Origin of the sequence: Alteromonas sp. KC3 (genome assembly GCF_016756315.1) — a bacterium.
In the GTDB taxonomy this organism is placed as follows: domain Bacteria; phylum Pseudomonadota; class Gammaproteobacteria; order Enterobacterales; family Alteromonadaceae; genus Alteromonas.
In genome coordinates, this window is record NZ_AP024235.1 from 2573008 (window position 1) to 2587823 (window position 14816).

At 44.7% G+C, this 14816-nt stretch carries 11 protein-coding genes and 2 tRNA genes; 2 read left to right on the plus strand and 11 right to left on the minus strand.

From position 1 onward, the window contains the following. Positions 1-23: 23 nt before the first annotated feature. The 9 genes from infB to JN178_RS11585 all read right to left on the minus strand — a co-directional run bounded on the left by infB (position 24) and on the right by JN178_RS11585 (position 12293). Entirely contained in the window at positions 24-2630 is a 2607-nt protein-coding gene (gene infB / locus JN178_RS11545) for a translation initiation factor IF-2 (protein WP_202261702.1), read from the minus strand. Between the two features lie 24 nt (positions 2631-2654). Further along, positions 2655-4151 carry a transcription termination factor NusA gene (gene nusA, locus JN178_RS11550; protein WP_202261703.1) on the minus strand — a complete coding sequence of 499 codons (1497 nt, stop codon included), beginning with the start codon at positions 4149-4151 and terminating at the stop codon, positions 2655-2657. A 45-nt stretch (positions 4152-4196) separates the two neighbouring features. Further along, the gene (gene rimP, locus JN178_RS11555) at positions 4197-4655 is read right to left on the minus strand and encodes a ribosome maturation factor RimP (protein ID WP_159625919.1); all 459 of its coding nucleotides are present in this window, start codon (positions 4653-4655) and stop codon (positions 4197-4199) included. A gap of 312 nt (positions 4656-4967) precedes the next feature. Continuing rightward, positions 4968-5969 carry a response regulator gene (locus tag JN178_RS11560; protein ID WP_202261704.1) on the minus strand — a complete coding sequence of 334 codons (1002 nt, stop codon included), beginning with the start codon at positions 5967-5969 and terminating at the stop codon, positions 4968-4970. Positions 5970-5971: 2 nt separating this feature from the next. Continuing rightward, entirely contained in the window at positions 5972-9340 is a 3369-nt protein-coding gene (locus JN178_RS11565; protein ID WP_202261705.1) for an MHYT domain-containing protein, read from the minus strand. A gap of 423 nt (positions 9341-9763) precedes the next feature. Then, entirely contained in the window at positions 9764-10423 is a 660-nt protein-coding gene (locus JN178_RS11570) for an SCO family protein (RefSeq protein WP_202261706.1), read from the minus strand. Then, positions 10374-10973, minus strand: coding sequence for a toxin-antitoxin system YwqK family antitoxin (locus JN178_RS11575; protein ID WP_202261707.1), 600 nt, complete (start codon positions 10971-10973; stop codon positions 10374-10376). The genes JN178_RS11570 and JN178_RS11575 overlap by 50 nt, the downstream gene beginning before the upstream one ends. Next, positions 10973-11821 (minus strand): YHYH protein, encoded by an 849-nt coding sequence (locus JN178_RS11580; protein WP_202261708.1) that lies wholly within the window; start codon positions 11819-11821, stop codon positions 10973-10975. The genes JN178_RS11575 and JN178_RS11580 overlap by 1 nt, the downstream gene beginning before the upstream one ends. 208 nt (positions 11822-12029) lie before the next feature. Further along, positions 12030-12293 (minus strand): hypothetical protein, encoded by a 264-nt coding sequence (locus JN178_RS11585; protein WP_202261709.1) that lies wholly within the window; start codon positions 12291-12293, stop codon positions 12030-12032. 143 nt (positions 12294-12436) lie between these two features. Between JN178_RS11585 and JN178_RS11590 the strand changes: the two genes are divergently transcribed. Further along, positions 12437-13831 carry an ATP-binding protein gene (locus JN178_RS11590; RefSeq protein WP_202261710.1) on the plus strand — a complete coding sequence of 465 codons (1395 nt, stop codon included), beginning with the start codon at positions 12437-12439 and terminating at the stop codon, positions 13829-13831. Beyond that, positions 13831-14517, plus strand: coding sequence for a response regulator (locus tag JN178_RS11595; protein WP_202261711.1), 687 nt, complete (start codon positions 13831-13833; stop codon positions 14515-14517). Before JN178_RS11590 ends, JN178_RS11595 begins: the two co-directional genes overlap by 1 nt. 52 nt (positions 14518-14569) lie before the next feature. On the opposite strand, the gene JN178_RS11600 is transcribed toward JN178_RS11595, so the two are convergent. Then, positions 14570-14646: transfer RNA gene (locus tag JN178_RS11600), tRNA-Met, on the minus strand. A 54-nt stretch (positions 14647-14700) separates the two neighbouring features. Further along, positions 14701-14777, minus strand: a tRNA-Met gene (locus JN178_RS11605). Positions 14778-14816 lie beyond the last annotated feature (39 nt).

The following is a 14816-nucleotide window of genomic DNA, read 5'->3' on the forward strand; positions in this document are numbered from 1 at the left end:
ACATGCCGAATTAACTAAGGCAATTAAATTTCGCGCTTAACCTCAACGATTTCGAAGACCTCGATTTGGTCGCCTACTTTCACATCGTTGTAGTTCTTAACGCCAATTCCACATTCCATACCGTTACGTACTTCTTGTACGTCGTCTTTAAAGCGACGCAGTGATTCTAGCTCACCTTCGTAAATTACTACGTTATCACGTAGAACACGGATTGGATTACTACGCTTAACAACACCTTCAGTAACCATACAGCCTGCAATTGCACCCAGTTTCGGTGACTTAAACACGTCACGAACTTCTGCAAGACCGATAATTTCCTGTTTAAATTCAGGTGCAAGCATACCACTCATGGCCGCTTTCACTTCATCAATGAGGTTATAGATTACGCTGTAGTAACGCAGATCAATTTCTTCTGCTTCCAATACACGACGCGCTGTTGCATCGGCACGAACGTTAAAGCCTAGTACGATAGCGCCTGATGCAGCCGCAAGGGTTGCGTCAGTTTCAGTGATACCACCTACACCACTACCTACAATGTTCACTTTTACTTCAGACGTTGAAAGTTTAACAAGTGATTCAGAAATCGCTTCTACAGAGCCCTGTACGTCAGCTTTAAGTACGATATTTAGTTCGCTAACGTCACCTGATTCCATGTTAGCAAACATGTTTTCAAGTTTCGCTTTTTGCTGACGAGCAAGTTTAAGTTCACGTTTCTTCTGGTGACGCTTAGCGGCAACTTCACGCGCTTTACGCTCGTCTTTAACCACGGCAGCATCTTCACCCGCTACAGGAACACCAGACAGACCAAGTACTTCAACAGGTGTCGAAGGTCCAGCAATCTTCATTTCTTTACCGTTTTCGTCGCGCATAGCACGAACACGGCCGTACTCTTCACCACAAAGTAGAATATCGCCAGCGCGTAGTTCACCTTCCTGTACAAGTACAGAAGCAACAGGACCGCGGCCTTTATCAAGGCGAGATTCAATAACGATACCACGACCCGGGCCTTCAGCAACGGCTTTAAGGTCAAGAACTTCAGCTTGAAGAACGATAGCTTCAAGTAGTTCGTCTACACCCATACCTGTTTTGGCAGACACGTTACAGAATTGATGTTCACCGCCCCACTCTTCTGAGATAACTTCTAATTGAGATAGCTCAGTTTTAACGCGGTCTGGGTCTGCAGTTTCCTTATCCATTTTGTTCACTGCAACGATAAGAGGTACGCCAGCAGCGCGAGCATGCTGTACCGCTTCTTTCGTTTGAGGCATTACGCCGTCATCTGCAGCAACTACAAGAATAACGATATCCGTCGCAGTAGCACCACGAGCACGCATTGCAGTAAACGCGGCGTGTCCAGGTGTATCTAGGAACGTGATTTCACCGTTATCTGTTTGAACTTTGTAAGCACCAATGTGCTGGGTAATACCACCGGCTTCACCGTCAGCTACTTTCGCGCGGCGAATGTAGTCAAGCAATGACGTTTTACCGTGATCAACGTGACCCATAATGGTTACAACAGGTGCACGCGTGGTTCTTTCACCGCCAGTGCCATCTGCCAACAACTCATCTTCAAGTGCGTTGTCGTTTACAAGCTCGTATTTATGGCCCATTTCTTCAATCACTAGTACCGCAGTATCTTGGTCTAGTACTTGGTTAATGGTTGCCATTTCACCCATCTTCATCATCGTTTTGATAACTTCGTTAGACTTAATTGCAAGCTTACTTGCAAGTTCGCCAACGGTGATGGTTGCGCCAAGCTTAACTACACGCTCTACAGGTGCAGCAGGCTTGTTAAAGCCTTGCTTAAGGTGCTCACCCGCGTTTTTCTTCGACTTGCGACGACGACGCGATGAACGCTCAACCTGCATATCTTCTTCGTCTTCTGCTTCTTGAGCATAACGGTTTGAGTGCAAGTGGACTTCTTCGGCTTCCGCTTTCTTACGACGCTCTTCTTCTTCTTTCCAGCGACGCTCGTTTTCTTCAGCTAGTTTGCGCGCTTCATCAGCTGCTTTTTTCGCTTCTTCTTCAAGCTTTTTCTGCGCTTCTTCTTCTTGCGCTTTACGAAGACGCTCTTCTTCTTGACGCGCCGCTTCGGCTTCCGCTTTTTCAGCTTCTGTCATTTCAGGCTCGTCTGCTTTGCGTGCTTCAGCTTCTTTCTTTGCTTGCTCAGCGCGACGGGCACGCTCTTCGTCAGCTGCTTTTTTCGCTTCTGCAGCTTTACGCGCTTTTTCTTCAGCCGCTTTTTTCGCTTCTGCAGCTGCTTTTTCTTCCGCTTCGCGCTTAAGACGTGCTTCTTCTTCAAGACGCTTCGCCTCTTCTTCCGCTTGACGCTGCTGTTCTTCAATATCGCTGCGCTTCACGTAAGTGCGTTTTTTACGTACTTCTACTTTAACTTCTTTCGACTTGCCCACGCTTAGTGTGCTTGTCGTTTTGCGCTTAAGTGTCATACGCGTCGGTTCGGCTGCACTGCCGTGTTGCTTACTTAAATGATCCAATAGTTTTTGTTTCTCGTCTTCGTTTACCTGATCGCCGGCACTCTTTGTGATACCCGCGTCTTTAAACTGGCCAACCAATCGGTCAACGGTCGTACCAATGTCGCTGGCGAGCTTTTCAATAGATACATCTGCCATTACGTAATTTTCCCCCTGTTGACCTTACTCTTCTTCACTGAACCAAACGATATTACGGGCAGCCATAATAAGGGCGCCTGCAGTTTCTTCGTCCAGCTCATCGATATCACTGATATCATCGGTACCTTGTTCTGCTAATTCTTCAAGGTCGGTAACACCGCGGCTGGCCAACACATACGCCACGTGTTTACTCATACCTTCAAGATTTAATAAGGCTTCTGTAGGTTCTGCACCTTCAAGCGACTCTTCGTTTGCTAGCGCTCGAGTAGTAAGATAAGCGCGCGCTCTGTTGCGCAACTCTTCTACGGTTTCTTCATCTAATCCTTCAACCGCAAGAAGTTCGCTTGCCGGCACGTATGCCACTTCTTCAAGTGTGGTGAAGCCTTCATCTACAAGTACAGATGCAAACTCTTCGTCAATATCAAGACCTGCAGTAAACAGATCAAGTACCTTCGCATTTTCTTCTTCGTGCTTCTTGTTGAGGTCGTCAACTGTCATCACGTTAAGTTCCCAGCCAGTAAGCTGGCTAGCTAGGCGGACGTTTTGACCACTACGGCCAATTGCTTGTGCTAAGTTGTCAGCTTCAACCGCTACATCCATGCTGTTGCTGTCTTCATCAACAACAATTGACGCAACTTCAGCAGGTGCCATTGCATTGATAACGAACTGCGCTGGGTTTTCATCCCAAAGCACGATATCAACACGCTCGCCGCCAAGTTCACCAGATACTGCTTGTACGCGAGAACCACGCATACCAACACAAGCACCCACTGGGTCTAAGCGCTTATCATTAGTTTTAACCGCAATCTTTGCGCGTGAGCCTGGATCGCGAGCCGCAGATTTAATTTCTAGTGTTTCTTCCGCGATTTCTGGAACTTCTAAACGGAATAGCTCAACGAGCATGTCTGGGTGAGTACGGCTAATAAATAGCTGTGCGCCACGCGCTTCTGGACGGATAACGTAAAGAAGACCACGTACTCTATCGCCCGGACGGAAAGTTTCACGAGGAAGCATATCGTCGCGGTAGATAACGCCTTCAGCGTTGTTACCTAAATCGATGATTATATTGTCGCGGTTAACTTTCTTAACTGTACCTGTAACCAGCTCACCCACTTTGTCTTCGTATTCAGCAATCATTTGCTGACGCTCAGCTTCACGTACTTTTTGTACGATAACTTGCTTAGCGGTTTGCGTAGTTATGCGGTCGAATTTGATAGATTCAATCTGCTCTTCCACATAATCGCCTAGTTGAATCTCTGGTTCGTCAACTTGTGCCGCAGACCAAGTAATTTCAGCAAATGGATTCTCCTGCTCTTGATCGTCAGGAATTACTAGCCAGCGACGGAATGTATCAAAGTCACCCGACGTTCTGTCGATGCTTACACGAACTTCAATTTCGCCTTCGTTTTTCTTTTTGGTTGCACTAGCAATTGCGAACTCTAGCGCTTCAAAAATCTTCTCTCTAGGCACTTGTTTTTCATTTGAAACGGCTTCCGCCACTAACAAAATTTCTTTATTCATTTTCGCCTCTCTTTTGCTTTCGTCGATGAAAGCAGAGCTGTTCCGTTAATCGAACGTGGGAACAACGTTACCTTTTTCGATATTCGCCACAGCTAACTGGAACTGCTGGCCATCCACTTCAATACTTACCATGCCATTTTCGCACGCGAGTACTTTGCCTTTAAAATTACGTCTGTCGCCCATCGGCATAGACAAACGAATTTGAACCACTTCACCCACAGACTCAATGTAGTGCTTTTCTTTGAAAAGCGGTCTGTCCATACCTGGTGATGACACTTCCAAGTTGTATTCAGTGCTAATTGGATCTTCAACGTCCAAAATTGCGCTAACCTGATGACTTACATCTGCACAATCATCTACGGTAATACCGTTTTCATGATCAATAAAAACGCGAAGAATCGAATGTTTCCCCGCTCGTACAAACTCGATGCCAACCAACTCAAAACCAAGCGCTTCAACGCCTGGCTCTAGCATTTCGGTTAGTTTCTCTTCAAGTTTTGCCAATGCAAACCTCCAAAAACGAAAAAAGGGCCTAAAGCCCACCTGTCATCACCCGGCTCAGCGAGGCTGACTCCAGGTTTTAATACAACAAAAAGCCCCGGACTAGCGGGGCTTTTATTAAAATTCTGAACCCATACCTGCCAACAAGGGCAGTTGCAAGCCTATGGGTAAAACCACCACAAGGTGATAGCTTGCTAACAACGAGTGCGTTACTTTCCTAAACACTGAGGGAGCCCGCGCTCATCATTGAATGCGCACATTATACTGATAGGCGGTGCATTAAGCAACAGCCAATAGCCGCGAGAGTGTATTCTATTACTCTTCGTCTTTAAACGTAGCTTTGATTTCTAGAATTTGCTGTAAATTCTCGATAAGCAAATCAACCAACTTGGGCTCGAAATGTTTTCCCTTTTGCTCTTTAAGGAAATCGACTGTTTTTTCTATACTCCAAGCTTCTTTGTATGGTCGCTTACTGGTTAATGCATCAAAAACATCGGCAATAGCACAAATTCGCCCTTCGATAGGAATATCTTCCCCTGACAAGCCACGGGGGTAGCCACTGCCATCCCATTTCTCATGATGAGTCAGTGACACCGACTTTGCCACATTAAGTAACAAAGAGTCGCCGCAATCACCAATGATTTCAGCACCAATTTCAGGGTGATGCTTCATTAACGCAAACTCTTCTTCGGTTAGTTTGCCGGGTTTAAGCATAATGCTATCGGCAATACCGATTTTACCAATATCGTGCATTGGAGCAGCATGCAGTAATATTTCTGCCTGTTTATCCGATAGCCCATATGCAACTGCCAATACCTTTGAATAATGGCTCATGCGCATTACATGCATGCCCGTTTCGTTATCTTTGTACTCAGCTGCTCGCCCTAAACGCTGCACAACTTGTAATCGGCTTTCGAGTAACTCATCGGCTTGCACCAAACTTAAATGCGTTTTCACCCTGGCTTTTACTACAGCGGGTGATATGGGCTTAATAATGTAATCGACGGCACCGGCATCAAAACCTTCCGCTTCATCGTGATCATCATTTAGCGCAGTCACAAAAATAATAGGGATATGCTTTGTTTCAGGCAAACCTTTAAGTTGTCGACACACTTCAAACCCCGTAATACCGGGCATCATTACATCCAAAAGAATCAGGTTTGGTTTTCTAGCGGGCGCTAATTTCAGGGCCTCTTCACCATTTTTAGCGAAGATCAGTTGATAATCAGCAGCGAGCAACTGCTTTAAAACGCGTAAGTTGACGGGTTCATCGTCGACCAATAACAATGTAGGTTTTGTTACTTCACTATCTAACATGACTACGCTCGCACTTGCTCCAACTCATCTATCAGCGCTTTTATTCCATGCTGCGCAGATTCAAATTCAAAATCATCAACATCTAACAAAATTTGGGCGACATCATCCTTAAACTTGCTTAAACCAATGTCACGCAAGAATGTCAATTCTTCTTCATCCAGCATATTCTGCTCGACACTTTTTAGCATTTGTTTTAAGTGCGCAAGTAATAAGTCGCTATCAATACTTTCGTTTATCGCTTGTTCACCATACAGTGGCGATTCACTTAACATCTGCTCTATCGCTTCAATAGCATTACGCAATTGGTTCACTTGTTCTATATCGACTTCTTCTTTAATAGCGTCGGCTTCTAGCAATAATGTCGTTTTAAAGAATGCGGTTAAACACAAGTTACCTGACGTACCTTTCAAATTATGCGTAACAGCAACTACCTTATTATAGTCTTCTGCGATAAGTGCACTCATTAAATCGTCAATTTTTTCTTTACTGTCAACGACAAACTTATCAATCTCTTGTAATACAACAAGTTCACTCCCCCACAATGCAACCGCTTTATTCATATTAATGATATGGGAATCGTATATAACAGCTGTGTCATTGTCTGTTTCGTTATCGTCAAGTACGTTAGCCTTTTCAACAAGGTCATTGCCCGTTATTACACTAGTACTAATATTAAGCACTCTGGCAACTTCTTCCATTAACGAAGGGAAATCTACAGGCTTATTTGCAAATCCTTCCATTCCCGCATTTTGCGCAGCATGCTTGTCTTGTATGAGCACACTAGCAGTAAGTGCGATTATCGGCAGTGGAGACAAGCCTTCAGCTTTTTCATAGGCACGCCTTTGCTTTGCAGCTTCGAGGCCATCCATTTTCGGCATTTGCAAATCCATTAGCACTACATCGAAACTGCAATCTTGCATTTTCTGTAAAGCAATTTCACCGTCAGAGGCACTGTCAACACTGTGCCCAGTTCGCTTCAGCAGCAATGACAACAACTCGATATTTTGATGTACATCGTCAACCACCAATACGCGAAGTGGCGAAAGCGATGATACATTGTGATGCACTTTTTCAGCCTCACTTCTACTTTTCAATTCAACAGGTTCGAGTGGAAGTCTAAAGGTAAACGTTGTTCCTTGATTTATAACGCTTTGGGCAAAAATATTTCCGCCCATTAACTCCACTAATTGTTTGGATATAGTCGTCCCCAGCCCTGTACCACCGTATTTTCGGCTCATTGACGCATCCGCTTGAGAAAATGGATCAAACACCTTTTCCACCTGTTCAGGCGTCATACCAATTCCTGTATCAGAAACTTCGAAATAAACCTGTTTACCATCGCTGTGCACGCGCACTTGCACTTCACCCTCATGAGTGAATTTAACGGCATTACCGATTAAATTATTTAGGACTTGCCTTAGCCTTTCCGGGACACCGTGATAGCCTTTTGCAACAGATTCATCAACGTCTAAAGATAGCGTCACTTTTTTGCGTTTTGCTTCCAACCAGAATGTTGAAATAACTAAATCCAGTTCCTCTCGTAAGCAAAAATCTCGATAATCTAGTTCTAGTTTACCTTTGTCTAATTTGGCGCTGTCTAAGATATCATTGAGCAAATGCAATAAAGAGCGCGCTGAGCGATTAATCGTTGTGAGATGAGACTTCTGTTCCTCTCGAAGTGCCTCTGTAAGCATGAGATCACTAAATCCAATAATGGCGTTCATTGGTGTTCGGATCTCATGACTCATATTGGCAAGAAACGCCGTTCTTGCTGCTGCTGCCTGCTCCGCATTATTTTTTGCGATTTTTAACTCTTCTTCCATCTGACGACGCTTGGTAATGTCGGTAATAAAGCCATCTATGTACAGTAATTCACCGTCATCAGCTTTTACGCACGTACCTTGTTCAATAACCCAGCGAGTATTTCCCGCTTTATCAATTAAACGGTATTCAATGGTAAAGGTGTCTTGAAATGACGATATATCGCTTAATGCAGCCGCATCGTCAGGGTGATAAAGTTCTGAAAAGTGTCGCTTGGGGTTAGGCAATACAAAATCTTCGGGAGGATAGCCGGTTATCTCTTTAATGGCGTTGCTAATAAATACCATTGGCCAACCGTCTTTACATAGCGCTCGATAAGCAGCACCTGGAATGTTAGCAATTAAGCTTCTAAATTTTGCTTCACTTTCCCTAAGCGCGTCTTCCATTTTTTTGCGCGCACGTAAATCTGAAGCAAAAGAAACAAAAACAGGTTTATCATCTACCTTTGTATACCCTATTCCGACTCGAGCAGGTATCCGCGTTCCATCTTTGCGTAATATTTCAACTTCCCGTCCCGCACCAATGATTTGTTCAGTCGGAACGACGCGCTGGTTAAAAAAATCATCATTGTACATGTGCCGACGCTCGGGCGGAACGAGAGCAGATGCATGCATACCAATAATCTCGCTCTGTGTGTATCCATAGATATCGGCAACTGCAGGATTTGCCGTGCGTACAATCCCTTTATTATCTACTGTAAGAATGGCATCCACCGCGGTGTCGGTAATAGCACTTTGGATCCTCTCACTTTCGACCGCGCGCAACATTACATCTTTATATTTAAAGAGCAGTGTTATACCCAACACAATGGCAATTAACGTTACTGTAAAAATTGCAATGGAAATTGCCAGAACAGCCGCAACTTCGGACGTCTGATTTGAAGTTTCTAAGCCCGGAGGTAATACAAAACGTGCAGCTGCCATGCCCGTATAATGCATTCCTGCAATGGCTAAGCCCATGACAACACTGGCCAAAACAACGTGTTTACCCAACAGGTCTTTTGATCTAGTTGCTGCTGTAATGCCAAACTTTATCCATAACGACAGCATGGCCAACGCAACCGCCACAACAATTGACAATAAAAATATAGGGAGGTCATAACGCAATAGAGGTGCCATTTCCATTGCGGCCATTCCGCTGTAGTGCATGGTACCTATACCTGCGCCAACCAGAATCCCTCCAATGACAATTTCATGAACTGTTATTTTGCTTCTTATCAGTAAATTTAACGCGACCCACGCAGCGGCAATACCGGGCAAGGCAGACAGTGCAGTAATAGAAACGTTGTAGTCGACGGGGAGGCATAGGTCGAAGGCAGTCATACCCAGAAAGTGCATCGACCAAATACCGCCGCCTAAGGCTAAACTTCCCGTACCCAGTAAAATGTTTTTGCGACTTTTCTCTTCTGTTACCGCGGCTTGCCCCGCCACATTAAATGCCATGAATGACGCAAAAATGGCGACAATCAATGATAAAAGCACCAGAGGTAAGTTATAGAATCCTTCTATGAGCCTAGCTTGTTCTTCAAAATTAAAATATTGAGACACCATATTTAAGCCTTAGTTACTCAGTAGACTGCACACAAACATATAAATTTTTGTCTTTTGGGCACGCAATAATAGACGAAGCATATTGCGCTTTATCGTATACATCATTACTTCGATATACCCAAATTAGCACAAGTTGCAATGTGATTTAACTATACAAAAGCTATACGAAGCGTGGTGCGATACTTACAAAGTGGTGGAGTGTTGTGAAGTGCACGAAGTATATTCGTAAATACATACTACCTTCGAGGGTAATGAGATACGTAAGCTTATTTTCACGCTGAAAAGAAAAAACCCAGCAAATGCTGGGTTCTTAATGTGGTTGCGGGAGCGCGCAACACCTCGTATATACACATTGAAATCAAGGATGTTGTGAAGAAATATAGAGACTAGTTCAGATGAGTGCATGTGGATTGTCTGTTCAATTCAATTCATGCTTTGCTTTTTCAATGTTTTGATATCCTCAATAAGGTAATCAACCGAGGCGGCATTCAGCCCATTGTAAATACCTCGAATGTGCCGGTTTTTATCGATAAGAAGAAGGCTTTCAGTATGCAGAAAATCCTTATTTTTCTGCACATTGCCAAGATCTTCACTGGCAAAATAGGCTTGTTTTGCGATGGAGTAAATCGCTTCTTTATCCCCGGTGAGTAACATCCAGTGTTGGTTGTCGATGCCATTTTTGTCAGCGTAGGCCTGCAACACCTCAATGGTGTCGGTTGATGGACGAATCGAGTGCTGCAATATCTTTACGTCGCTGTCGTTTAAAAACGTCTCCTGAACTTTAATCAGTTTTGAACGGATGGCCGGGCAGATACCTGGACAGGTACTGAAGAAAAAGCCTGCGACATAGATCTTGTCCTCAACATCTTTTTCAGTAATGTTTGTACCGCTTTGATCGGTAAAACTGAACGCTGGAATCTTATGAAACGTTTCCAGATTGACGGTGTTTTCCGACAACCAGTAAGGTGCAAATGAAGGGTCTTGATAATAAGGCAACTCTTCACTAACGGCATTACTGCTGAGGCATACAATGCTAAGAGTTGCCAGCCTGATTGCGATAATAATCCACTGAAATTTTTTCATCTTCTAATCCCACACAATTGTTCAATTTTCTGAGGCCGAAAATTCGACCATTCTTGTATTCAAAATTGCTAAATAATATACCGTTTAGACGCCATGCTTGCTGCAATCCGGAGGGTTGGCCGGCCTCGAAATTAAAACGTTTGAATTTGTTGCCGTTCCGGTACCACAACCAGGCCTGACCTTGGGTTTTACCGCTTTCATAAAAGGTTTCTGAACGCTGATTTCCATTAAACCACCAGCTGCGGGTGTAGCCTTCTCTAATGCCATTTTGGTAATGTGCCTCATATGCCAAGGTGCCATCGGCAAACCACTTGCGGGCCACCCCTTGACGGCGCCCTTCAACGAAATCTTCCCGTGACGATACGTTTCCATTGCTGTGATACGAAATGACTTCGCCTGTAAATGGGGTATGATTGTAAACCCTCAAACCGGCGCTATTGACTGAGATTTCCGATGAGTCAACGCGCGACACTTCACCTCTGAATAAAAACACCAGGCAAACCAATAAAAGCAAGCCAAAAAATGTAAATTTACGCCGCATGACTTGCATCAGTTAACACCGCTGGGTGTACCTTGAAAGTTGCCAGGAAAAATCAAGTAGTAATCGCCATTAAGATATTGTTCAGCCGACACATGGTAATGATACTCACCATCCGTTGTAGATGAGTCTGTAAACTGAGTTACGGCGATATGCCCATTTGAAGCATCTAGACCTTCTGGATATCCATCACTTGAATAACAGCGCCTGCCGTAAATAAAAAATCCGTCAGACATAATGCCTACGAGTTTGTCATCATCATATGAAATAGCGCGTGGCTCCAAGTGATAGTGGTATGTTTCAGGTCCCGTGTGCGCACCATTTCGATCAAACCCTTGAATAACACCTAGTGAGACATCTCCGTTGCCTTCGGAATCATTAAAAATAGGCGCCCCACTTGTAGCGATACCTATCGCCCCAAGAGGGGTTGCAGAAGAGTTTGTTGCCAGCTCAGGCTCAATTGGAACGGTCAGTTCGTACACATTAATGTAATCTTCAATGTCGCCTGGCGAGCGCTGCTGGGTGAATAACTCAGGGTTTTCAGGAGCCACATAAAGGCCACTGGCATTGTCAGCATCCCAATAGGATGAGGTGTGATCGGGCTTACCATTTGATTCTATGACCACCGAACATCCATCCGAAGAAAGCACAGCTGTCACATTGGGAGAATAATTAAACTCCAGAAAAATTGGGGGAAGCGATGTAACTGGGTTTACACATGGTTCACTTGAGACAGGATCGGTTGTGGGTTGTTCGTTTGAAACAACCACATCTTCTGAAGAGTCGCCACCGCAAGCATTTAATAACGTACACACCGCAAGCACACACAAAGAACCGGAGAAAAAACGAAGTTGAGTCATGGAGTACCGCCACTATCTAGTCAGTAAATGTTGAACTTATGGGCATAGTACGAATGAAATGTGCAGAAGCGGTGGAGAAAAAACGTAGTTTTTGCAGGTTTTTAGCTCTGATAAAAATGTCATCCGGAAAGTCTAGGAATAAAGCAGATGCCTCACTTCCAACAAGGCAAAACGAAAAAAGGAAGGTAAAAACCTTCCTCCTAGTAATTCATCCTTGTTGTTTTTTGCCGCCTCCAGGCTGAGCATTAGGTACAGCAATGAGCATTTCATCGATATATCGACATGACGCGGAAAGCTCTTCGCCAAAGCGTCCTATGAAGGTAACGGTGTCATTTTCTGCTCTATCTGTGCATGCCTCTATCGCTTCCTTAGGGGGCTTTCGTGGGCGATGCACATCTTCTTCCGCTCCGAAACTCGCAAAACCTGTTGATAATAATCCACAAAATAACAAACACTGGGAGATCTTTTTCAAAACCATCTTTCCTCACCTGAACAATAATTTGTGAGCTTCAGGTTATCGATGAAATGTGCAGTTTTGGTGGAGTTTTGCTGCATATTGGCAGGATTTAGAGCGCAGATATAGTGTTGATGTCTGACATTAGCTAGAATCACCGAATGAAAATTTCAACCAAACTATTTTTGACCCTGACAGGTTTGACAGCGTTAATTCTGCTGATTACCTTGATACTGGTAAGATGGAGCTTTCAGCAAGGCTTCCTGGATTTTATTGCCGATCTGGAACAAAAACGCATGAGCGTTTTGGCAGAGTCAATATTGGCTGATTATCAGGCCAATGGAAATAATTGGGAATTTTTGAAAGGGCAACCTCTGGAATTTCGCAGGCCACCTGACAGGTTAAAGCAGCAAGGTCGACGACCGCCGCCGGGTATGCCCAGACATCCAGACCGCGCTGGTCGCCAAAATTCACCGCCTACCGCTCTTTATTCTGTTGATGGTACCCTAATCGGTGGTGTTCCCTGGCAAGGTGAAGCGCGCCATCAGTTTAGCTATGCGATTTACGATAACGGAAACCTGGTCGCAGAATTACGCAGTTGGCCGTCTCCGGTGGCAGCAAATAGCGTTGCCAATGATTTCATCGCAAAACAGCTCAATCAAAGCATCTTAATTGGACTGGGTTGCTTACTGTTGGCAATCATTGCAGCCTGGATGTTAACGAAGCAACTGATTCGGCCTATTCGGCTGATTCATGACAAGGTGGTTACCTTGACGAAGGGCGAATATAAGGTTGAGAAGTCGCCCCTGCGAAACGATGAGATGGGCCAGTTGATGCAAAACGTTGAACAATTGGCCGATACTCTGGATAAAACCCGTGAAGCCAAAAACCAGTGGTTCGCCGCTATTTCGCATGAGCTTCGCACCCCGTTAACCGTTTTAAAAGGCGAGTTAGAAGTGCTAGACGCAGGGATTCGCCCGTTTGATCAGGCAAGCTTGATTTCATTAAATCAAGAGATCGCGTTGCTGGAGCACCTTATCAATGACCTCTACCAGTTGTCGCTCTCTGATATGGGTGGACTGAGTTACCAGTTTACCGATACCAATGTCAGTGAGGTTTTAGTGCAATCATGCGAATCTGTGGCACAACGATATGCCGACAAGAATATTCGCTTGCATCAGAACATTGCAACGTCCATCGTATTCGAAGTAGATGCCAATCGTTTATCTCAGTTATTTCTCAATCTGCTTACCAATGCTCTGTTGTATACCGACAGCCCAGGTGATGTATACGTTGCCTTGGAAAAACAAAAAGAAGCGATTCACTTTACGATTGAAGATACGGCTCCTGCAGTAGCTAAAGATGATTATGACCAGCTGTTTGAGCCTCTTTTTCGTGGAAATCGGGCCCGTACACGTCAAGGCAGTGGAGCTGGTTTAGGTTTAGCAATATGTAAAAACATTGTTGAAGCTCATCAGGGAAGTATTACCGCTCAACCAAGTGATTTCGGTGGCATCGCGATGTTAGTTGTCATTCCCTTAACGAAGGTGCATTAATGCAAAAAGATACCAGCATTCTCATCGTTGAAGACGAACCCAAAATTGCGCAGATATTGGTCGATTTCTTCTCCACTGAAGGCTATGCGACCAAGGTCCTGCATGACGGTATCCATGTTATCGATACCGTAAAAACTGCCCGACCCGACTTTGTGATCCTCGACGTGATGTTGCCAAATAAAGATGGCTTAACACTTTGCAAAGAGATCCGTCAGTTTTCTGATGTTCCCATTCTTTTGCTGACAGCAAAAGTCGAGGAAATCGATCGATTGATGGGTCTGGGTTTTGGCGCAGATGACTATGTATGCAAGCCATTTTCTGCACGGGAAGTAGTGTTGCGTGTATCAACTATTCTGCGCCGAACACAAAACAAAGACCCCGACACAGACAATGTGCTCAGGTACAAAAACGTTTCTATCGACTTAGACCGGCATCAATGCACCATCAATGACCATGAAATGGTTCTTACGCCGGTTGAATTCAAGTTGTTGACGGCCCTTGTCGCAAAGCCTGAACGGGTATTGTCGCGGAATCAACTCATGCACATCTGTTATGAAGACCAGCGCATTGTCAGTGCACGTACCATAGACAGTCATATGAAAAACCTGCGCCACAAAGTTTCACAGGCGACCGACGGTGTTGAACTTATCCACGCGGTATATGGAATTGGCTACAAGTGCAGTTAGATTGAGTAAATGGCAGAAACAAAAAAACCCAGCAAATGCTGGGTTCTTAATGTGGTTGCGGGAGCAGGATTTGAACCTACGACCTTCGGGTTATGAGCCCGACGAGCTACCAGACTGCTCCATCCCGCGTCTGTACGTTTAAACGTGTTGTTTACACATTTAAAAAATTCACCTAATTTTCTGTGGTTGCGGGAGCAGGATTTGAACCTACGACCTTCGGGTTATGAGCCCGACGAGCTACCAGACTGCTCCATCCCGCGCCAGAAAATTACCGTTCAAAGCGATTCGTTTAGTGCCTC

Bases quoted from the DNA above. Each gene is read 5' to 3' on its own strand.
- nusA (WP_202261703.1), bottom strand. From the start codon at position 4,151: ATGAATAAAGAAATTTTGTTAGTGGCGGAAGCCGTTTCAAATGAAAAA.
- JN178_RS11580 (WP_202261708.1), bottom strand. From the start codon at position 11,821: ATGACTCAACTTCGTTTTTTCTCCGGTTCTTTGTGTGTGCTTGCGGTG.
- JN178_RS11590 (WP_202261710.1), top strand. From the start codon at position 12,437: ATGAAAATTTCAACCAAACTATTTTTGACCCTGACAGGTTTGACAGCG.
- JN178_RS11565 (WP_202261705.1), bottom strand. From the start codon at position 9,340: ATGGTGTCTCAATATTTTAATTTTGAAGAACAAGCTAGGCTCATAGAA.
- JN178_RS11575 (WP_202261707.1), bottom strand. From the start codon at position 10,973: ATGCAAGTCATGCGGCGTAAATTTACATTTTTTGGCTTGCTTTTATTG.
- JN178_RS11560 (WP_202261704.1), bottom strand. From the start codon at position 5,969: ATGTTAGATAGTGAAGTAACAAAACCTACATTGTTATTGGTCGACGAT.
- JN178_RS11570 (WP_202261706.1), bottom strand. From the start codon at position 10,423: ATGAAAAAATTTCAGTGGATTATTATCGCAATCAGGCTGGCAACTCTT.
- infB (WP_202261702.1), bottom strand. From the start codon at position 2,630: ATGGCAGATGTATCTATTGAAAAGCTCGCCAGCGACATTGGTACGACC.
- JN178_RS11595 (WP_202261711.1), top strand. From the start codon at position 13,831: ATGCAAAAAGATACCAGCATTCTCATCGTTGAAGACGAACCCAAAATT.